This is a genomic window from Leucothrix pacifica (assembly GCF_003172875.1).
Classification (GTDB): domain Bacteria; phylum Pseudomonadota; class Gammaproteobacteria; order Thiotrichales; family Thiotrichaceae; genus Leucothrix; species Leucothrix pacifica.
On sequence record NZ_QGKM01000039.1, the window covers coordinates 1 to 21,177 of the forward strand.

Here is a 21,177-nt window from a genome sequence, read left to right on the forward strand (position 1 = left end):
GTAGTTCACCTGACGCTTACCAACCGCCAGTGCAAACCTGTACAGCCTGATTGAAACCGCCAAAGCGAACCACCGGGAACCCTATCAGTACCTGAGCTGGCTGTTTGAGCGATTGCCTCAGGCCAGACCTGAAGAGTATGCATCGCTAATGCCTTGGGCAATGCCAGAAGTCTCGGACCTGTAGTTCACCTGACGCTTACGAGTTATTTTCATTGGTGAATATTTTGCCGTTTGATGAAGCTGAAGCGAAATGTGCAGCAACAGTTCGAGCGTCTTTAGAAAGGCAGGGTACACCTATAGGACCACAGGATATTTTGATTGCTGGAACTGCGCTGGCAAATCAAGGCATTTTGGTGACGCGTAACACCGGTGAGTTTTCGCGTGTTGCAGGGTTAGACTTAGAAGACTGGTCGCAACATGCAGCCGTTCAAGCCCGGCTATATCGCTGAGTTGTTAAATGACCAGCAGCGTTATTCGTCTGAAAACCTACTGACATGGTATAGCCTGAGTGGCGGTGTGCCGAAGTATTTGGAGTGGTTGTCTCGTCATTGGAATATTGTTGGCAGGCGCCTATCAAGCCGCCCGCCATTCATTCTATCTACCTTTGAATACAGCTATTTGGTATTTGTAGCGGTATGTGATCAATGTGCTTCTTTAGGCCCAACAATACGGTGATGTATCAGCACAATGATGTAACCCAGCACAAGCCCAAACACTCCGGCAAGCGCTGCATTCACTATCCACGTAGCAGCTGCGCCAGCAACAGGCAACCAGCCACCCACAGTATCCGCAAATCCGTGAATTAGGTGGGGCAACCAACCTAGTCCAAACACTTCCATGCCGTGTAAAATTATCTGACCACCAACCCATAGCATCGCGGCTGTACCAACTACCGATAATGTTGCTAGTAGTATTGGCATAGCACGTACCAGAAAATCACCAACACTGCTGATGAATCCTCTGTCGCTCTTAGCCAGATGAAGTCCGACATCATCCATCTTTACAATAATAGCGACAGCGCCGTATACACAAATTGTAATGACGACACCCACTACCAGCAGCACCACTGCCTGTGTGAAGATATTGCTGTCACTAATTTCCCCCAGCGCGATAGCCATGATTTCTGCTGATAGGATCAAGTCTGTACGAACTGCGCCGGCAACTTTTTTGTCTTCCAGCTCTTTTGGATCTTCATAGGGCAGATGGTCTAGCTCACTGTCAGCTTCACCGTCTTTGCGGCTTAGTTTTTCTACTACTTTTTCGGCGCCTTCATAACAAAGGTAGGCACCACCGAGCATCAATATCGGCGTAATCAGGAAGGGGAGAAAAGCACTCAGTAACAAGGCGAGTGGGAGCAGTATGACGACTTTATTAAACAGCGACCCCTTCGCGATTCGCCAGATAATCGGTAGCTCTCGCACTGGCTCCAGTCCGGTTACATAGGCGGGTGTTACCGCTGCATCATCGATAACGACACCTGCAGACTTTGACCCTGCGCGCATTGCTGCTGCGCCAATATCATCGAGGGAGGCGGTAGCGAGTTTGGCTATCGCTGCGACGTCATCAAGTAATGCTAATATTCCACTTGCCATTTATTTTGACCCGTTTTTTAATTCGTTATAGGTGGGGGGTAATTAAGTACCACCCTGAGTGTGTGAGTTGGCGTTGTAATCCGGCGATGTGCTCGGTATTAACCGGATCAAAGTTAACCAGATTTCAACAACGCTGACAAATAGTCTGTACCAATTTTATTGGCGCACTTCCCATGGGATGCTAAGTCGTCATACTATCAGTCGCGGTTAGATATCACAGGTTCAACAAGGTGCTTTGAACTGACTGTTGCCTAGCCTATCTATTTAAATCATCAAGGATAAGAAATGTCAGTAAGTGCTGCGGTGCAAGGCTTTGGTATTGGCGCGGGTTTAATCATTGCGATTGGCTCGCAAAATGCTTTCGTGCTGAGTTGTTCGTTAAGAAATCAGCATGCCTATGCAGTTGCGGCGCTATGTGCGTTGATCGATATCGTTTTGATTCATGCGGGCGTGTGGGGCTTAGGAGTGTTAATTAAACAGTCCCCGGTGCTGCTGAGTGTCGCGCGATATGGTGGCGCTGCCTTTTTATTCTTGTATGGTTTCTATGCGTTTCGTCGCGCATTCAAACCAGAGAGTCTGCAAGCTGAAGCTGTCAAACCTATGAGCCTGAAAGCCGCTTTGCTGATGGTCTTAGCGCTGAGTTTGCTGAATCCTCATGTCTATCTGGATACGGTGATATTACTCGGTAGTATTGGTGGGCAGTTACCTAACAGCCAGCCCGCTTGGTTTGCGATCGGCGCGTCTGCTGCATCCATTGTGTGGTTTGGTGGCTTGGCGTTTGCGGGTAAGAAGCTGGGGCCGTGGTTTGATAAGCCCAGCAGCTGGCAACGTCTGGACTTTTTGATTGGCGCGGTGATGTGGGCTATCGCGATAAACTTATTGTTCTTTGCATAAGCCCACATCTCCAACATGCAAGCAAATGATTAGAGCCGCGCCAGTAGCTCTTGCTTCTTTGCATCAAAGTCTTGCTGGCTGATGGCGCCACTGTCACGTAATTTGGCCAGTTTGGCGATCAGTTCGATGATGTCATCGGCTGTTTCCAGGTTCACCGGAGTAGTGCCTTGTGGGACTTCAGGCGCAACAGTTTTGGTAAACATTGGGTCAGCAAATGCAGGCTCAGAATGATTCGGTTCATTAGATAAAGGTGACTGGTCAACGTTATCTTGCCAGTCATTCCCGTTTGATTGCTCAGGTGTAAGGAAGTTATTTTGTACCGCAGGCGTCTCAATCCCTTGGCCTGAAACGATTGGCAATTGGTTCACAGAGATGGTGCCGAACTGGCTGGAAAACGTCAGCGAGTCATTCCCGCCTTGCTGCTGACTCACTCCACCAATATTGTGATTCAGCGTGTCATAAACGGTGACTTCGCCATTTAACTCAACGGCTAATCGACCCGGAAAAACAGCATAGCGAGTATTGTTTTTTGCCACCAGAGCTAAAGGGCGCTCCTAAATCAGCAGGCCACCATTGATTACTTCCGGCTGTGCCCGCTGGAATCACAGGGAATAACTGCATACTCGCGATAGCGTCTGACAGCTCGGAGCACAGATTATCGACGGTGTTACGCAGGCCGCTGTTAAACATATCGCCGACCATGGTCATGCCACCGCGCATCCATTGGCCGGAGCCGCCTAATTCGGGGCTATTGAACTGCGCCATACTGCCGCCACCATTATTGACCGCTAGCAACATATGCACCACGGCATCAGTACTGATGTTATAGCGACTGGCGAGGTTGTTCACTAGATTCTCACCGTCAGGGGTAAGCTTTTGCATGGGATATCCTTTTTATTGATTTGCTAAATGACAAGCTTGTTTGTCACTCTATGAAGAATGGCTAATCACGGAAGCAGCCAGTTCACAGTAACAAGTGTATATGGCCGTGATAATACACTAAGCGTCTGAAAATAGAGTGTGTTCATTTCGATTCTTGAGGGGAATGGTGTTACCAGAAAACTATTCGGCCAAATGGTTGATTAATTGATTTTTATCTGGGAATCTCCTTACTCGCCAAATAATTGTACTTGCGTAATTGATAATAAGATTCATGCAAGACAGGTGTTGTACGTACAGTTACTATATCGCTACATTTCTCTGGGGAACATGATGAAATACCAATTAGCCCAACTCAATTTAGCTAAGTTTCGCCTGCCAATGGAAAATCCGGTGAATGCTGATTTCGTTAATAACCTCGATGCGGTGAATGCCATTGCCGAAGCGCATCCAGGTTATATCTGGCGCTTAAAAGGCGAAGGGAATGATGCGACGGATCTGCAGGCTTATGACGATCCTAACATCATCGCCAACTTATCAGTCTGGGCTGATCTTGAGTCATTACTCGACTTCGTTTACAAAGAAGAAGCCCACAAGAATATCATGCGCCGCCGTCGGGAGTGGTTCGACAAAATGGAGTTTTTCATGGTGTTGTGGTGGGTGAAAGCCGGTGACGTCCCTAGTTTGCAGCAAGCTATAGACAAGCTGGAGTACCTCAAGGCTCACGGCCCGTCACCCGAAGCCTTTACCTTCAGAAATGACTTTCCGCCACCTCAGACAACTTAGGCCGGTGTGCTCGCAAAGGTGCTTGCTCGGTTAATTTAAATAATCAGCAAGCACTATTTTTGAGCAAAATACGTTTCATCAATACCAACGATAATGAACTCTGTACGGCGGTTTTTGGCGTGTGCTTCATCCGGGCATTTCACGTCATTTCCACAGTCGTTAACTAGTACCGTTTCACCATAACCTTTTGACTCAATGCGACTGCGATCAATCCCTTGTTGAACAATATAGCTAACAGCCGCATCAGCCCGGCGCTGAGATAGTTCCAGATTGTATGAGTCACTACCGCGTGAGTCGGCATGTGAGCCTAGCTCGATGGTGATTTGTGGGTTATCCATTAGGATATACAACACCTTGCGCAAGTTGGGCAGGGCGCTTTTTTTCACAGTTGCTTTGTTGTAATCATAATAGATGTTATCGACCTTAAACTTCTTACCCAGCTCGATTTTATCTAATAAGACCGATGCTCCAGAGATACCGCCCTGATCATTTAAGCTGACGCCACTAAAGCCAGAGAAACAGTATTTATCATTCTTTTGCAGTCGGTCATTACAGAAATTGATTTTAGCAAAGCGCTTTAAATGAAATGGGGACTCCAACACCACATCATATTCATAGCCTGAGGTGATATTGAGTTTATAATTGCCGTTTTGATCACTTCGGGTTGTGACTTGCTCGCCCGTCATGAGGTTTAGCATGGTGACTTTAAGCTTTTGTATCGGCTGGTTAGATTCGCGGTTCAGGGCTTTGCCGGTAAATACGAACTCCGAGTCTTCACCGCTCATGGACACCGTTAATTGCTCCGGCATATTGTTGCTTGCCATGGCGTTAGATAAGTCGATCTGCTGGGGGTAATAATCTGCTTTAGTGAAGCGTAAGGTGTACTGATCAGTTTCATTGAAGTCATGCTCAAACGAGAAAGCTTTACCGGCTGATGTTGTTAGTGTGTGCACAGCGTTACCTGCCACTTGCAACTCCACCTCAACGTCACCCAGTGATTCTCTGCTTTCAGAGTCAACGACGGTTCCTGATATTGTTCGGACAGCTGCTTGAGCCGGGACCATCATCGCTAACAGTAAAATGAAGCTGAGTAATTGCAACATGCGGTTTTTTGACAATCTTATATACGACATAGTGACCATTCTTTAGTAAAAATCAACACACCAGATTATTTGGCAGAGAGGTTAATTGGCTCCGCTGCACACTCGACTTCTTTCCACTCAAGCATGCCTCCCTTTTTAACCAACATGGTTTGCTCAATTTCCTGATACTCCGCAGGAATCTCAATAGCCTCAGCGACGGAGTCTCTGACTAAGGTTTGAACGGGCACGTCCTGAAACTCTGCGGCGACGCTGCGTTTGATTGCTTCCGCAGGTGTTGCGATGACTTGTCGAACCATTTCTTGCTTACGCTCAGGAATCAGCTTGTCGCGTGTGGTCTCTGGTGTCTTGACAATGACTTTGCTGACCTCGGTATACACTGCCGGGATCTGAACTTTTTTAACGGAAGCCGGCTGGTCAATCACTTTCACATCTACCGTTTTGTACTGTGCCGGCACTTCAACTTTTACAACTTTGGCCGGTGTTTTTAGCACTTTCCTAGTGATGGTTTTGTAGCTTGCGGGCACGGTCGTTTCAATGATGTCTGCATCTTTACTGAGTCGCTGCACCGGAATATCGCGCATGCTGGCAGGCTTAGGGTAGGACAGGACTTTTGCCGCTTTTTTAAGAACTTCTGATGAAGTCTTTTTAAATGAGGGTGGGTCGATCACTAAGCACGTAATCACACAATCCTGTGGTTGCACCGATCTACAATTCGGCACCTGCTCCTTTCGCCAGTGACTGCCTGCCTGTTTTGTCATAATGCTATCGACGGAGGTCTCATAAACGGCAGGTGTCAGAAAGTGTGAGGTAAAGGCATCTTTGGTCTTCACTGATTCTGTGTGATCCTCGAAGATGGCAGGGCTGACGGACAGATTCACGCTTTTTTCTTTAACTAATACCTTTTCTTCAACAGTTTCATACTGAGCCGGTATGAACTCCAGCTTGGTGTAAGCTTCTTTGACCAGTACAGAGGTTTGGACGGTTTTGTAGGTTTCCGGGATTATTTCTAGTTTGGTATAGCCTTCTTGCACTATGACTTTTTCAGTCACCGTCTCAAACACCACAGGAATCACTTCCGGGTCAATCCGGGACTCTTGCACATTGACGGCAATTGCCTGGTCTTTAAAAACCGCCGGAGTAATGCTGTAGTCACTAAAACCATCTTTTACTCTGACACGTGTAGTGTCCGTTTTAAAGCGAGGGTAGCTTATCTCATAGCTGGTACGGGCTTGTTTTGAGACGATTTTATTGGTGATGTTTTCGAACTCATCAACCGTGTATTCTGATTGATAACACTTCTGATCATCTGGCGACTTTTTAATGGGGCTGACACTCACAATTTGAGTATTTTCTGCGTAACTGACGCTGACAGGCAGCATCGCTAGTAAGGTATATAAGCTAATTGTCATTGCTTTGTAAGGCTTAAATACCGGACGAGTTTCTCTCAAAGACATGGGGGATATCCTTATCAATAAAACATCTGGTAGTGGGATGCGGATAGCGTTCCTTCGCTGCATCACTGAGTCTAGCTTAGTGCAAGAAACACACTTATGCCGCTCAATTTATAATGTAGCAGAGCTTCGGTGGATGCGTTCGCTCTTAATTTAAGCAGTCTGCTTTTTTGTTAATCAGATATCAGATTATTTGTAATTTATTCCGTCATATTCTACGTTGGTTTTAGCTAAGTGATTAAAAATAATGCGGTAATTGTTTTACTATGAATAAGCTTAGTGACGTTGATGATCAGGATTTTTAGACGAGTTTACCCTTTCATAAGCTATAGACGCGATGTTAGAAACTCGGTAGCCTTGCCATTCATATTTCTCATTTCAGATAGCAAATGCAAACACAACGTAGTGTTATTATAGGTGGCGGCCCGTCAGGGTTAATGGCTGCAGAGCAGTTAACTCAGGCAGGCTTTCAGGTTGACCTTTATGATGCAATGCCGTCGGTTGGTCGAAAGTTTCTTTTGGCGGGTATTGGTGGTTTAAATATCACTCATGCTGAGCCTTACGCAACATTTTGCACGCGCTATGAGGTCCATCAAAATACGCTGCAACCGGTGTTGGATGCATTCACGCCTGATGACCTCAGAGCGTGGTGTAGTGAGCTTGGTGTTACTACCTTTGTTGGCACATCCGGGCGGGTCTTTCCGGAGGAAATGAAAGCTGCCCCTTTATTGCGTAAATGGCTGACAAGATTGAGAGAGAATGGACTGACTATTCACCCGAAACACCGTTGGCTGGGCTGGGATGACCAGGGAAGGATTATCCTGAAATCACCAGAGGGAGAGCTGAAGCGAGACTATGATGTCCTGATTCTGGCACTGGGCGGTGGCAGTTGGAAAAAGCTCGGTAGCGACGGTCAATGGCTGTCTCTATTAGAAGCTCAAGGCATTAGCACCACACCACTGCTGCCCAGTAACTGCGGACTTTTAAGTGATTGGAGTGATCACTTGATACAAAAATTCGCTGGCTCACCGCTAAAATCAGTGGCACTTCGCTTTACAGATGCAGATGGTGTTGAGGAGAGGCGAATGGGGGAGTTGATTCTCACTGAACGCGGTGTCGAAGGAAGCCTGATCTATGCTTACTCCGCGCGGTTCCGTCGTATGATCCTGGCGCAGGGTGAAGCCACTTTTTATCTGGATGTCTGCCCGAATCATCCTCTGGAAAAGTTAGTGACTATTCTTAAGTCCAAACCTAAAAGTAAAACACTCAGCACGTTTCTAAAGAGCCGTTTGAAACTTGATGGAGCGAAACGTGCGTTATTGTTTGAGGTGTTGCCTAAGCAAGACGTGAATAATCCTGATGTATTAGCCCGTGCATTGAAGAATATCCCCATTACAGTGACTGCGATGACGCCCATTAACGAAGCCATCAGCACCGCGGGCGGGGTGACGAGAGACGCACTGGATGAGCACTTCATGCTGAAGCAGAAAGCAGGGGTGTTTTGTACGGGTGAAATGTTGGATTGGGATGCACCGACAGGTGGCTACCTGCTAACGGCCTGTATGGGACTTGGCAAGCAAGCAGGGCTCGGTGCCGTGAAATGGTTAACGGATACACCAGCGAAGGTAACGGAATAAGCGTTAAGCAGGTAGGGCTGCCTGATGAAGTTGCGGGTCATGATTACCGTTAAACTGCCGCAACTCCTTGGTAAAGTCAGGCACTGATAACGGTTTGGACCATAAATAGCCTTGCGCATAATCACACTGTAGATCAACAAGAATCTGCTTCACATCCTCTGACTCAACACCTTCGGCCACAACACGCAGATTCAATATTTGCGCCATTTGAATCACCGCTTTGACGACGGCTAAATGATCTGAGGATGTATTAACCTGAGCGATAAACGACCGATCTAGTTTGATGGTATCAACCTTAAAGTTGATCAGATAACTGAGGTTAGAATAGCCTGTACCGAAGTCATCAATTGATAATTTTATACCCAGGTTCTTCAGGGATTTCAGTTGCGACTTCACTGTCTTGTTATCCTGCATTAACACATGTTCGGTTAACTCAATTTCCAAACATTGAGCAGGTAGTCCGCTTGTTTCCAGCGCATTGGCTACCAGATAAATAAAGTTGCTACGCATGAATTGTACCGAGGATACATTTACTGAAATAGACATGTCTGTGAAGCCGTCGTCATGCCAACCTTTACAGATACGGCATGCCTCTTCGATACACCACTTGCCGATATCGTGAATCATCAGCGTTGATTCCAGAATCGGGATAAACTCATCAGGCTGGAGATTGTAAGGGTTGTTTCTGTTCCAGCGCACCAGCGCTTCGGCACTGTTCATTTTACCGGTGGTGAGGTCAATCTTTGGTTGAATACTGAGATCCAGCAAATTGTGTTCAATAGCATCCTTCAAGTCATTCAGTATCGATGTTTTTCGCAGTGTTTCCTCGTGTAGGGTCTCTGAGTAATAGCTAAAGGTATTTTTCCCTGACTGCTTGGATTTATACATCGCGATATCAGCTTTCTTGCGAATATCATCAAAGTCAGTGCCATTTTCTGGCGTTACTGCAATGCCCACAGAGCCTGTCATGCGGACAGTGGTATTGCCGATGTGATAAGGTGTTGTGATGACCTTGAGTACTTCCTCGGCATAATAATCTATATCAAATTTATCATCGCGCTTGATGATCAGTACAAACTCATCTCCCCCAAGGCGACACGCAACATCGCATGGACGTAGCAGCTGGCTTAGTTCATCTGAGATGCCGATGAGCAGCTCATCTCCGGCATTATGACCGAAGGAGTCATTAACGTTTTTGAAGTTATCAAGATCCAGAAAAAACAAAATGATGCGCTCATCATCAGATTTTCGGTTGTTAATAGCGTTGGTAAAATGAGACTCACAAGCTGGCTGATTTAACAGACCTGTCAGAGCATCGCGCTCCACCATTAGCTGGATTGTCTCACGTGACTTGATCACTTTCTGATTCTCGTCATTGAGCTGCCCCAATGTGGTATTCATATCCGAACTGACAGACCAGGCCACATAAGCAGATAGTAATGTTAGCATCACCACATCAAACACTTGCTCATAGCCCAAAGGTGGCAATGGGTGTGCTGCTGTGCCGTTAATAGTGGTGATGCCCAGGTATAAAACGACGGCAATAATATAGACAAGAATGGATAGGAATACTTTGTAACCACCCAACAATGCTGAGAAAACTATCAAGATAGGGTAGGCCACTACCGACGAATCTCGCAGGCCACCACTTAGCCATGAAATATAAGTGACACTTAGCGTAACAGACCACAACACAATGGCTCTGGCTGTGTCCTCTTTGTCGATTTTGATCAGGTAAAACGCCAGTAAAATAGAGCATATCATAGCGCCAAGAATGACCACGGGGCGTGTAATTTCACCACCTGCACCTATGAAAATATTGATCATGAACAGGCTTGATAATAGCAACGTTCCCCAGAGTAGCTGGCGAAATTTCTTGATCAGAAACTCGTTTTTATCATCGAAGCGATAGTGACTTATTTTCATAATTATTCTTTGCCGACACGCTGGGATTGCATGATCAGCAAGCCCACAAATTATTTTAATTATTGGGTGCAATACTTACACTTCGCTGTCTGTAACTCAACGTATTTTAGATGAAGTGTTTATGAAATTAGGCCTTTGATTTATTCAGGCTATGCGGACTCTAGGTGTACAAATTGGGGTAATCAGATAGGGCGCGTGAGTTGGATTCAGCCGAAGCGTTGCATTGAGCTATTCATACTGCTGTTAATACGTGAAACCTCAGATAAATACTCACTCTCAGCAACCGCTTTAGCCCATAGATAGCCTTGTCCGTAATCACATTTCAAATCGATTAATGCTAGCCTCACGTCATCCGTTTCCACACCTTCGGCAACGACTTGTAAATTAAGAATATGCGCCATCTCTATCATCGCGTTAACCACGGCGTAGTGTTCGGATGATGTATTGATTTTAGCAATGAATGACCGGTCCAGTTTAATGCTGTCGACCTTAAAGTTAATCAAATAACTCAGGTTGGAATAACCCGTCCCAAAGTCATCAATAGACAGATAAATTCCTATCTCTTTGAGTGCTTTGAGTTGGCTTACAATGATGTCGTTATGTTGAATCAGTACGTGCTCAGTCAACTCAATTTCCAGAAACTCTGGCGCTAGTCCGCTCTCTTCCAGTGCTTTGGATACGATGCCGGTAAAGTTGCTGCGCATGAATTGTACCGAAGACACATTAACAGCAATCGACATATCGCTAAAACCAGCATCATGCCAACGGCGGCAGATCCGACAAGCTTCTTCCAGACACCACTGACCGATTTCATGAATCAGCTCGGTGGACTCAATGACCGGAATAAAATCGCCGGGTGTAAAGTGATTCGGATTACCACGGTTCCAGCGCAGTAATGCCTCAGCGCTTTCAACTTTTCCGGTTGATAGATTGATTTTGGGTTGCAGGTGAAGGTCGAGTAAACCTTGTTCAATGGCTGTTTTTAAGCCACTGACAATCGCCGATTTATTTAAGGTTTCCTCATGCAACTGTGCGGTGTAGTAGCTGAATATATTTTTGCCGAGTTGCTTGGACTTGTACATCGCGATATCGGCTTTTGTCAGTATCTCGTCGAAGTCTGCGTTTTCATCTTCCTTGATGGCAATACCGATTGAGCCAGTCAGGCGTACAGTGGTGTCATTGATAATAATAGGTTTGCTCATGGCTTTTAAAATACTATCCGCAAAGTCATTAATATCGAATGACGCATCGCGTTTGATAATCATAACGAACTCATCACCGCCTAAGCGACACGCGATATCAGTTGATGCAATAAGTGATTTTAGCTCCGCTGCAATGGCAATTAACAATTCATCACCGGTGTTGTGGCCAAAGGAGTCATTCACCGATTTGAAATCATCCAGATCGATAAAAAACACAGCGATTTTGTCAGGTGTTGACGAGAGATTATCGAGCAGCGTGTTGTAATGAGAGTCACAAGCAGGGCGGTTAAACAAACCCGTTAAGGAATCACGCTCGACAATAAGCTGTATGGTTTCACGGGACTGAACGACTTTGTGGTTTTCGTCATTCAGCCGGATCAGTGTATCGTGCAAATCACTGTTGACAGTCCAGGCCCCATAAGCCGCAATGAGAGTGATCATAATGGCATCAAAGACTTGCTCCCAATCCGTTGGTGCAACCGGGTTGGGATACCATCCATAGATACTGTTAGCCCCCATCAGCACAATTGAGAGCACCAGAAAGCTGACCACCGGCAGGAAAACTCTGACTCCACCAATGAGTATGGTATACACCACAAGAATCGGATAACTCATCATCGTGGTATCGCCAATACCACCGTTTAACCAGGTCATGTAGACAATACTGAGCACTAATGCCGTTAGTACCATGGATCTGGCAAAGTCTTCCTGACCTGTCTTTATAAGGCGAAATGAGTAGAGCATGATTGCTGCAACGGTCAAAATAACGGTAAAGCTGATTGGCTTTGATTCGCTATCGCCCAGATAGATATTGAGTAAATTGAATATCGTCAGAAAGAGCAACGCCCACATAAACTGCTGGAAGCGTTTAACCGTAAAAATATCTTTTTCGGAAGGGCGTTGGTCATTTTTTGTCATATATTATCGTTGTTATCTCACCGCACAGGGAGGGGAGGTATATGAATTTTGCCTTAATAGTTATAAACAATAATTACACTATGTTGTGCGTGTTTCAATCTATTTTGTATGATTTATGCGCTTGTTTAGCGGGTGTTCCTGATGGAATATGGGGGCGGCTACTGATGTTTCAGTCCAGTGGCATTTTAGTGTTTGGTGATCCTAAAAAGCCTGCTTCGATTGCTCAAGCAGACCTCAGTTCTATCGCTGATTTATTAGCCGAGGCTCAGAAGCTATATGACAGGCTTCCATTGACGGTATCAATTTCGGTATCACCTATTTCATAACGCGTTGCGTCCAGGCGTAATGTTAATCGGGAAGACACCTGATAATCGACACCTATTCCATAGATCATATCCGTATCACCAACATACACATCATAATATTGACTCCGGTATGGAACGCTGATGTCCCAATCCCAGTAACCGACTTTCGCGTAAGCAGACATTCTGGATGTGATTGGTAGCTTGGCAAGCACTGCTACGTCTACACCTGTAAAGTCAGCAACATCACCTAGCAGATCATCCATCGGCAATACACTTACACCGGCTTCAACCGCAAAGTAGCGATTCAATTGATAACCCAGATGAGCGCGGATATTGGTATCTTCAAAGCGCTCATCACCATCGACTGAGGTTAGTTCTGAGCTACCAAAGCCGAAACCAGCATATCCGCCGCGATCTTGTGAGACACGGGGGGCGCTTCGTGGTGCAGCGTATGAATTACTAACCGGTGTGACATACAGATCATTCGCTGGTGCACCGTAAGTATCATAAACCGGACCGACATACGGTGAGGCGATGCTTGCACTGGTTGATAGCGACAATAGCAAACCTACTGAAAGCGACTTTAGCTTAACCATAGAAAAACCTTATTGAATTAGAAAATTGCAATATATTGGGCAAGCTGGGAAAAATCTGTCTATTTAGGACGGTTGGTAGGCAGTGAGGTTATGAATGGGGAGTGAACGGAGAGGTTCACACTGCGCCAATTTTTTGCCTATAATCCGGTATGTCAGAAATCCCACCAGTTTTTATCAGTTATGCCCGTGATGGTGCTTGCGGTCAGGCACTTGCGCGTGAGTTATACCTGCGTTTGAACGATGAGCAGATCGCGGCGTTTATTGATGAGCATGCAATACGTTTAGGCAGTCGCTGGATCAGGCGGCTTTCTGACGGTGCTGAACACTGCAAAGTCATGTTATCCGTAGTGTCACCGGCTTCTCATGACCGCCCTTGGGTGGAGAGAGAATTCATTATGGCAGAGCGGGTGGGCGCTTTGGTGATACCTGTTCTGGCCAGTGACGGTGATTTGCCGTTTCAAATGTGTGACCTTCAGGGGATCAATTTCTATGGTGAGCACAAAGCATCGAATTGGCCTCTTTTGCTGAGTGAGATTAAATCTGCACTCGGCATTAGTGAAGATATACAGCAACAAAAGCGCCAAACCGAACTCACCTACCTACACCACTTACTCCAAAACAACGACGAACGCGCCGTTGCCTTTGCCGGTGAAGTCTACGCCCCATTAGCAGTCAAACACCGCAAAGAACGTAAGCGCATAGCCGCTGCAGCCATGTCGCCACGCCTGCGCCACCGCAAGCAAAACCGCTATGACGAGCCACAGGAACTCCAAGGCGAATGCACCGAGCACCATGACATTATTGAGGCGTTTAAACAGCACAAGCGGCTGGTGATTTTAGGGGAGCCGGGTGCAGGCAAAACCTTTTCATTATGGCGAATTGCAGCCGAGCAGGCGACGCTGGCGCTGAAGGATGACACACAGCCAATGCCTGTTGTGGTGCCGTTGAATCGTTGGGATGACCCGGAGCAAACTTTACAGGATTTTGTGCTGGTGCAGATGGAAGATCTGTCCGGTGAGTTTACCAGTTTGCATCAGGCAAAGCGTTTAATGCCATTGTTTGATGCCCTGAATGAAATCCCGTTTGACCAGCGCGAGGCCAAGCTACCGCAGGTTCGGCAATGGTTAAAAGACTACCCCTGTGACACGGTGCTCGTGACCTGCCGCCAACGCGATTATCGCGGGCCATTGGATCTGGAATTAAACCGACTCACCATTGAACCGCTTGACCCACCGAGAGTGTACGACTTCCTGAAAAAATACTTTAGCGGTGGTGAGGAGCAGCAGGCGCTGGCAGAACAGCTATTTTGGCAACTCGCCGGTGGTGATGGCATTCGTCACACTTGGGAAGCATGGAAAAAGCAGGGTTATGAGGCTCATTGGGATGACTTTTGGACGCTAGAGGAAGTGCCGGAGGATTGGAAAGATGAAGACGGTCACAATGCTTTGTCATGGCTCGATAGTTCACGCAAAACATGTCTGGCCGACCCACGCAGCTTAATGAAACTGGCATCCAACCCCTATCTGCTAACCCAGATTGTGCATATTTACAGCGACCAGCAGCAGCTACCGGAAAGTCGTATCGCGTTGTTTGGCGAGTTTGTGGAGGACTTGATTTATCGGGAGATTGAAGCGCGACCGGAAAACCACTACCCCAAGGCGCATGAGGAAACCTTACAGGCAGAGCTGAAACAGCTGGCATGGCAACTCCAAAGTCGCAGTGGTTCCTTGCAAGAAGCACGCACGATTTTACCTCGGGCGGATGCCGAAGCGATCATGCCGCTAGAACGTTTGGAGTTTTCGGCTGCAGCCAGTTTATTGGAGCTGACCATAGACAATGTGCGCTTTTCCCATCAGTTATTGCAGGAGTTTTTCACCGCACAGAGTTTTGAGGCGCATATCGCTAAGGGCCTGGAGGCCACCGCGCTGTGGTCAGCGGAAAACTGGTGGGAAGCTAATGGTTGGGAAGAAGCCGCGAAGCTGGCAGCGGAGTATCAGGCAGACCCCTCTGCGTTTTTGCATTGGCTAGCGGCGGGTAACCCGCGGTTGGCGGCAGAAATCGCGCGGGATCAAGGCTATTTGCCGCAAAAGGAAACGTTGTTTGCAGACTACCGAGAGCGCTGGCAAACGGCGATTACTGATGTGGAACGCTACCCGCACCCGCATGAGCGCCATGCTATTAGCACGGTATTAGCTTGGTTAGAGTGGGATAATCGCGCGGGCATTGGCCTTAATGAACAAGGCTTGCCGGATATCCATTGGCTGGAAGTACCGGAGGGTGAATTTATTTACGGGGAAGGTGATGCGCAGCAAACGCTGCATCTGGATACCTTTTATGTGAGTCAGTACCCCGTGACCAATGCGCAATTTAAAGTGTTTGTGGAGTCGGGCGCTTATGACGACCCGCAGTGGTGGGAGGGGTTGGAAAAGGAAGATGAACCGCCCGAGCACGCATGGACAGAATCAAACCGGCCTGTTGATAGCGTGAACTGGTACGATGCCATTGCTTATTGTCGCTGGTTATCCGCTCAGACAGGCTTGGATATTCAACTGCCGACGGAGCAGCATTGGGAGAAAATGGCGCGAGGGCCTGAGGGCTTGGAATATCCTTGGGGTAAAGATTATGTGTCGGGGAATGCGAATATTAATGAAGGTAGTAAGGGTAAATACTGTTTGAGGGAGACATCAGCCGTTGGAATGTACGCTCGCGTTCATTCACCCTTTCAAGCAATGGATACCAGCGGTAATGTTTGGGAGTGGTGTATTAATAAATATGATGATTCTGAGGTCACCACTATAGATCGGTCAGATGACTGGCGTGTTGTTCGCGGCGGCGCTTGGAACTCCGATCCTGAGGGTTGTCGTTCCGCTTTCCGCTACTTCTGGCGTCCTCAGAGTCGGGGCAACTTTCTGGGTTTTCGTTTGTTGTGTTTTTCCTCTCCCATGACTGACCACTGATCAACTGGGCACTGTACCCCTGTTCCGCCGCGCAGCGGCGGACGAAAATTTTTTAGTGTTTGAAGGGGCGTAAAATATGCTTACGTAGTCCCCAGCTATCGGCGTAGCGCACGTGATTAATCCAACCCTGCACACAGGCATCAAACTCCGCAAAGCTGATTTTACCCTGCTGCCATTCATCATATTTCTTTCCTAAATGGCGTGATGCATGGACAACTTTTCGAGATTTTAAGCGCTTATGGCTTGGATAAATGACAAAGCCTAACCACGGAATACCCGTGGAACAAGGCGTGACTTGTGCGGCGTGTTCGTGAATTCTTAAGCGTAATTGCGCCAAAAAATCAATAACCTCACGCTTCCACTGCCAAAGCTGTGCTTTAGAGTCTGAGAACAGTGCAAAATCATCGACGTACCTCAAATATCCCCGACATGAAAGGCCACGTTTAACGAACAAATCCAGAGGGTGAAGATAGCAGTTTGACCAGAACTGGGAAGTCAGATTGCCAATCGGTAAGCCCTTGGGTCTCATTGCTGACAGTAAATCATCTCCCGGAAAATAGTGAGGCTCATGATCTTGTTGATGCACATGTTTGCCACTCTCGAGAACAACCCGGATAAGCTCAGTAACTTTTTCATCCACGATCTGTTTGCATAAGAAGTCATTCAGTATTTGATGATCCAATGAAGGAAAGTGTTTAACAATATCCATCCGCAACACATAGCGGTATTGTTTTGAAAAGTGTTGAAACCGATTAATGGCCTTATGCGTTCCTTTTCCAACACGGTTTGCGTAGCTGTCCGCAATGAAAATCTTTTCGAAGCATGGCTCTATCATATTGCACAGAGCATGATGTACCACTCGATCCCGAAACGGTGCTGCGCTGATTTTTCGACACTTAGGTTCGTGAATGTAGAAATGCGTATAGGCACCCGGTTGGTAACTACCTGCCCGTAACTGCGCCTGAAGTAATAATAATTCGTCGGCCAGTTGGTGTTCAAAGGAGGCAGCCGCGTGTTTGCTGCGCTTTCCTTTAGCCGCTTTTTTCCATGCCTGTAGTAAATTGTCCCACTGAGTAATTTCATACAAACTAAGTGAGGAAAGTGGAATGGCTTCTGACATGATAATTCTGAGTAAGACCTTTAATTTACTGGAATGGCTACTTCCAAAAGCAGAAAAATTTCCAAAACTGTACCGCTTTACAGTAACGCAACGATTAATGAATGCTGCATTGGATTTTCAGGATTATCTGTTTGAAGCCCAGAGCATGCGGGGAAAAGCACGTCAGTTGCAGCTTCAGAAGTGTGATGCTGCATTAAATAGGCTTAGATTGTACCTAAGACTCGCAAACCATTGGCAATGGCTGAGCACAGGTCAATATGAACATGTGAGCCAAATGGTTGCGGAAATTGGCCGCTTGCTGGGAGGCTGGATAAAACAAAACACGAATAAATGAGGCATTCCGGGAACAAATCCAGGGAATGCCTCGTTTCTATAGGTGCCTGACAATCATAGATTGTGCAGACCGGATCAATCCGCGCCATTTATCAACCTTTCCATGCGCTTTACAAACCGTAATCGGCAAAGCCTGTCATCTCGAAAGGTGGGAGAAATGTGAGAGGAAAAACACAACAAACGAAAACCCTGATTGTTGTTTCGATTCTGTGGATGCCTGTTGTTGCGGTAAGCGGAACGACAATTCTCTGTATTGTTGTTCCAAGCGCCGCCGCGAACAACACGGCCACAGCCTTTATCCCGGACAACCCGATCCCGAAGGACAAGTACCACTTTATCAAATAACCCTCGTATTGAAAAAATTTTCGTCCGCCGCTGCGCGGCGGAACAGGGGTACAGTGCCCAGTTGATCAGCGGTCAGTCATGGGAGAGGAAAAACACAACAAACGAAAACCCAGAGCGTCGTGCCGATACAGAGGATGCCTGTAGAGGCGGAAAGCGGAACGACAATACTCAGCAAGGCCGTTCCAAGCGCCGCCGCGAACAACACGCCAGTCATCTGACCGATCTATAGTAGTGACCTCAGGGTCATCATATTTATTGACACACCATTCCCAGACATTGCCACTTGTATCCATTGCACCACAAGGCGTTTTTGTTTGGGTGTAAATACCCACTGCAGAGGTTTCCTTGAGGTAGTAGGGGCCATCTTTTTTCCATACCTCATCAACATTCGCATTACCCGATACATAGTCGGCTCCCCATGGATATGCTAACCCCTCAGCACCACGCGCCATTTTCTCCCAATGCAGCTCGGTCGGCAGTTGAATATCCAAGCCTGTCTGTGCCGATAACCAACGGCAATAGGCAATGGCATCGAACCAGTTCACGAGCTCTACAGGCCGGTTTGATTCCGTCCATTCATGTTCAGGTGGTTCGTCTTCCTTTTCCAAACCTTCCCACCACTGCGGGTCATCATAAGCGCCCGACTCCACAAACACTTTAAACTGCGCATTCGTCACGGGGTATTGACTCACATAGAAGGTATCCAGATGCAGCGTTTGTTGTGCATCATCTTCGCCGTAAATAAACTCACCCGCCGGCACTTCCAGCCAATGAATATCCGGCAAGCCTTGCTCATTCAGGCCAATCCCCGCGCGATTATCCCAACCTAACCAAGCCAGCACTGTACTAATCGCATGGCGCTCATGCGGGTTAGGGTAGCGTTCCACATCGGTGATTGCTGCTTGCCACTGCGCTTTGTACGTTGAAAACAGCGCCTGTTTTTGATCCAGTAACTGTTGTTCCCGTGCTATTTCAGCGGCTAAGCGCGGTTGCCCTTCCGCCAGCCAATGCAGAAACGGAATCGGGTTGTCGTCGTAATCGGCTGCGAGTTTTGCCGCTTCCTCCCAACCATTCGTCTCCCACCAATTTTCCTTTAACCAAAGCTCGGAGGCTTTTAAACCGTTGGCAATGCGCGCCTCAAAGCTCTGTGCGGTAAAGTATTCTTGCAGCAGTTGATGAGAAAAGCGGACGGTTTGATTCGTCAATTCCAATAAACTGGCGGAGGCAGCAAACTGCAACTGGTCCGGACTGATGAGTTGGTGTTTTGCAACCTCATCCCGACTGAGCGTGGTGCGTGCTTCATCGGCACCGGCATGACCCTGAAGCTGCCAGGCCAAACGTTTCAGGCTATCTAATAGTGCCTCCTGATCCGGAATGGCGGGCTTGGCTTGTACCTTCTCATGGTCCTTGACTTCCCGCCGCAGTAAATCAGAAACAAAAGAATCAAATAATTGATAGCGGCTGCTCGGCAGTTGCTGATCGCGGTGATAAATCGAGACGATCAGGTTTAGCAGATAAGGGTTTTGCGCCAGTTTCATAAGGCGGCGTGAGTCTGAGAAATAATCACTGGCGGGGTGATCTTTGCCTGCCCAATACCAATCATCCGGCAGCTTTTCTTCCCAGAAATTATGACGGTCGGGCGGTGTATAGGGTTTCCATAAATGATTAAGACGTTTACAAGTACCTATGACACGTTCTTTGGTGTTTGAGTAAAGCCAGCGGTTACCCAAAGTGCTGTGTAATCGAACTTTCCATTCCGGCCGATCATCCTGCCAATGCTCCCAGGCTTGCTGCATCGACTCACCACCCGCCAGTTCCCAGAATAATTGTTCAGCAGTTTGCTGGCCTTGTGGGCTTCCCTGAAACAAAATACCAAAGTATTGACACAGAAAGTCATGCACGCGGGGCGGGCTGAGTGGTTCGATGTCCAAGCGATCCAGTGCCTGCACCAAGTCGCCGCCATAATCGCGCTCGCGACAACTCAGGAGTAAATGGGAAAATTTCTGATTAATCCATGTTTTGACCTGCGGCAGCTTTTGCGCACGTTGATCAAACGGGATTTCATTTAAAGCATCCAGCAATGGCAGTAAGCGGCCTGCCTTAAACAGCGCCGGATAATAGGGGGCTAAGCTACCCATTTGCTGTAACACAAAGCTATCCAGACTTTGGTTTTCATCCGTCCATTTATTCAGGGGGATGACCACGGGAATCGCCGCGTTTTCATCAGTTAGTGCTTTATTGGCGGACTCTGCTGCGATTTTCCATAACGAAAACGTTTTACCCGCACCGGGTTCGCCCAATATCACCAGTCGCTTGTATTGCCGGAAAGCACTGATCAGGTCATCACAATAGGTAGACTCTCCTTGTATTCGCTCATGCGCCTCATCCGGACTATGATGCGACTGATGTTTGAAGCTGCTGGCCATAAACATATTGGGAATGCGCTTACCGTCGCTCTGAAAATCACCGGATAGTGTGATGTAGTTGTTTTGGGTGAATTGAGCGTGTTCTGCATCTAATAAGGTGCCGAGGTAGGCGAGTTCTGTGTCTCGCTGGGAGCCTCCGCTAGTAACGGCTTGGGCGGTTTCTGTGCTTGCCGGATATTCGGGTGCTTTTATCTCAGCAAGTGGAGGGAGAGGGTTGTATCGTTTGCCTTTGATTAAGTCTGCAAGCACATAAAAGTCAGAAGGTACTTTGTAAACATTACGGTCGCAAAGCTCCTCAGTAACGTGCTTCAACTCTCCATTGTCACATATCACAGGAATAAACTTATTGGTTGTAAAGTATTTTTGGTAGAGCAGTTGTGAAATGACAACGCCTTCATATCCGACACCATTACCACCGATATCAACATTGCGCTCATAACGGTCTTTGTATGTCGGAGTAAAAATCATAATCACTGAGTCGGACTGATTCACGCCGTCACGCATCCATTTTATCCACCCTTCGGGAGGATTGCCGGGTTCAAAGTGTTGATCTAGTTCACAGTCAATGTTTTTCTCTTTGCGGAATCGCTCTGCCAGATCCAGCACCATTTTCTTGTGTTCTGGCGAGTCATGACTGTAGCTAATAAAGAGTTTTGGTGGGGTTGGCATTCAGGCAGCTTCTCTGTACAAAAAGGCAGCTGAATTAA

17 protein-coding genes and 2 pseudogenes are annotated in these 21,177 nt (G+C 47.2%); 8 read left to right on the forward strand and 11 right to left on the reverse strand.

Going from position 1 to position 21,177, the window contains the following annotated elements:
* Nucleotides 1-22: 22 nt before the first annotated feature.
* From DKW60_RS13390 to DKW60_RS23525, 3 genes and pseudogenes are all read left to right on the forward strand, one after another.
* A pseudogene (locus DKW60_RS13390) lies at nucleotides 23-184 on the forward strand (transposase domain-containing protein); the annotation flags it as partial.
* Between the two features lie 19 nt (nucleotides 185-203).
* Nucleotides 204-449 (forward strand): annotated as a pseudogene (locus DKW60_RS13395) (PIN domain-containing protein); the annotation flags it as partial.
* Nucleotides 418-675 (forward strand): ATP-binding protein, encoded by a 258-nt coding sequence (locus tag DKW60_RS23525; RefSeq protein ID WP_146203484.1) that lies wholly within the window; start codon nucleotides 418-420, stop codon nucleotides 673-675. The pseudogene DKW60_RS13395 and the gene DKW60_RS23525, both read left to right, overlap by 32 nt.
* Here DKW60_RS23525 and DKW60_RS13400 read toward each other — a convergent pair.
* Complete coding sequence (locus DKW60_RS13400; RefSeq protein WP_109838167.1) at nucleotides 642-1,592, reverse strand: DUF808 domain-containing protein; 951 nt, start codon at nucleotides 1,590-1,592, stop codon at nucleotides 642-644. The two genes, DKW60_RS23525 and DKW60_RS13400, sit on opposite strands and share 34 nt — an antisense overlap.
* A gap of 285 nt (nucleotides 1,593-1,877) precedes the next feature.
* Here DKW60_RS13400 and DKW60_RS13405 point away from each other — a divergent pair, with 285 nt between their 5' ends.
* On the forward strand, nucleotides 1,878-2,486 hold the full coding sequence (locus tag DKW60_RS13405; RefSeq protein WP_109838168.1) for a LysE/ArgO family amino acid transporter: 609 nt from the start codon (nucleotides 1,878-1,880) through the stop codon (nucleotides 2,484-2,486).
* A gap of 29 nt (nucleotides 2,487-2,515) precedes the next feature.
* On the opposite strand, the gene DKW60_RS24340 is transcribed toward DKW60_RS13405, so the two are convergent.
* Both DKW60_RS24340 and DKW60_RS24345 read right to left on the reverse strand, forming a co-directional pair.
* Nucleotides 2,516-3,022, reverse strand: a complete 507-nt coding sequence (locus DKW60_RS24340) for an SHOCT domain-containing protein (protein ID WP_245929710.1) — start codon at nucleotides 3,020-3,022, stop codon at nucleotides 2,516-2,518.
* Nucleotides 2,970-3,368, reverse strand: a complete 399-nt coding sequence (locus tag DKW60_RS24345) for a hypothetical protein (protein ID WP_245929711.1) — start codon at nucleotides 3,366-3,368, stop codon at nucleotides 2,970-2,972. Before DKW60_RS24345 ends, DKW60_RS24340 begins: the two co-directional genes overlap by 53 nt.
* A 327-nt stretch (nucleotides 3,369-3,695) precedes the next feature.
* Here DKW60_RS24345 and DKW60_RS13415 point away from each other — a divergent pair, with 327 nt between their 5' ends.
* On the forward strand, nucleotides 3,696-4,151 hold the full coding sequence (locus DKW60_RS13415; RefSeq protein WP_245929712.1) for a DUF3291 domain-containing protein: 456 nt from the start codon (nucleotides 3,696-3,698) through the stop codon (nucleotides 4,149-4,151).
* 53 nt (nucleotides 4,152-4,204) lie between these two features.
* Here the strand turns inward: DKW60_RS13415 and DKW60_RS13420 are convergent, their stop codons facing one another.
* On the reverse strand, nucleotides 4,205-5,284 hold the full coding sequence (locus DKW60_RS13420; protein WP_181389698.1) for an OmpA family protein: 1,080 nt from the start codon (nucleotides 5,282-5,284) through the stop codon (nucleotides 4,205-4,207).
* 35 nt (nucleotides 5,285-5,319) lie between these two features.
* A complete protein-coding gene (locus tag DKW60_RS13425) occupies nucleotides 5,320-6,708 on the reverse strand; it encodes a hypothetical protein (RefSeq protein WP_109838171.1) in 1,389 nt (462 codons plus the stop codon).
* Nucleotides 6,709-7,094: 386 nt separating this feature from the next.
* Here DKW60_RS13425 and DKW60_RS13430 point away from each other — a divergent pair, with 386 nt between their 5' ends.
* Nucleotides 7,095-8,342 carry a TIGR03862 family flavoprotein gene (locus DKW60_RS13430; protein WP_109838172.1) on the forward strand — a complete coding sequence of 416 codons (1,248 nt, stop codon included), beginning with the start codon at nucleotides 7,095-7,097 and terminating at the stop codon, nucleotides 8,340-8,342.
* Nucleotides 8,343-8,345: 3 nt separating this feature from the next.
* Here DKW60_RS13430 and DKW60_RS13435 read toward each other — a convergent pair whose 3' ends face one another.
* From DKW60_RS13435 to DKW60_RS13445, 3 genes are all read right to left on the reverse strand, one after another.
* Nucleotides 8,346-10,268, reverse strand: coding sequence for a putative bifunctional diguanylate cyclase/phosphodiesterase (locus tag DKW60_RS13435; protein ID WP_109838173.1), 1,923 nt, complete (start codon nucleotides 10,266-10,268; stop codon nucleotides 8,346-8,348).
* A 206-nt stretch (nucleotides 10,269-10,474) separates the two neighbouring features.
* Nucleotides 10,475-12,388 (reverse strand): putative bifunctional diguanylate cyclase/phosphodiesterase, encoded by a 1,914-nt coding sequence (locus DKW60_RS13440; protein WP_109838174.1) that lies wholly within the window; start codon nucleotides 12,386-12,388, stop codon nucleotides 10,475-10,477.
* Between the two features lie 265 nt (nucleotides 12,389-12,653).
* The gene (locus tag DKW60_RS13445) at nucleotides 12,654-13,289 is read right to left on the reverse strand and encodes an outer membrane beta-barrel protein (RefSeq protein ID WP_109838175.1); all 636 of its coding nucleotides are present in this window, start codon (nucleotides 13,287-13,289) and stop codon (nucleotides 12,654-12,656) included.
* Nucleotides 13,290-13,438: 149 nt separating this feature from the next.
* Between DKW60_RS13445 and DKW60_RS13450 the strand changes: the two genes are divergently transcribed.
* Nucleotides 13,439-16,246, forward strand: a complete 2,808-nt coding sequence (locus tag DKW60_RS13450; protein WP_109838176.1) for an SUMF1/EgtB/PvdO family nonheme iron enzyme — start codon at nucleotides 13,439-13,441, stop codon at nucleotides 16,244-16,246.
* Between the two features lie 52 nt (nucleotides 16,247-16,298).
* Here DKW60_RS13450 and DKW60_RS13455 read toward each other — a convergent pair whose 3' ends face one another.
* Nucleotides 16,299-17,366 carry a reverse transcriptase/maturase family protein gene (locus DKW60_RS13455; RefSeq protein ID WP_109838177.1) on the reverse strand — a complete coding sequence of 356 codons (1,068 nt, stop codon included), beginning with the start codon at nucleotides 17,364-17,366 and terminating at the stop codon, nucleotides 16,299-16,301.
* Here DKW60_RS13455 and avd point away from each other — a divergent pair.
* On the forward strand, nucleotides 17,353-17,700 hold the full coding sequence (gene avd / locus DKW60_RS13460; RefSeq protein ID WP_109838178.1) for a diversity-generating retroelement protein Avd: 348 nt from the start codon (nucleotides 17,353-17,355) through the stop codon (nucleotides 17,698-17,700). The genes DKW60_RS13455 and avd overlap by 14 nt on opposite strands.
* A gap of 74 nt (nucleotides 17,701-17,774) precedes the next feature.
* On the opposite strand, the gene DKW60_RS24680 is transcribed toward avd, so the two are convergent.
* The gene (locus DKW60_RS24680; RefSeq protein ID WP_425451342.1) at nucleotides 17,775-18,032 is read right to left on the reverse strand and encodes an SUMF1/EgtB/PvdO family nonheme iron enzyme; all 258 of its coding nucleotides are present in this window, start codon (nucleotides 18,030-18,032) and stop codon (nucleotides 17,775-17,777) included.
* 77 nt (nucleotides 18,033-18,109) lie between these two features.
* Nucleotides 18,110-21,139, reverse strand: coding sequence for an SUMF1/EgtB/PvdO family nonheme iron enzyme (locus DKW60_RS13470; protein WP_109838180.1), 3,030 nt, complete (start codon nucleotides 21,137-21,139; stop codon nucleotides 18,110-18,112).
* Nucleotides 21,140-21,177 lie beyond the last annotated feature (38 nt).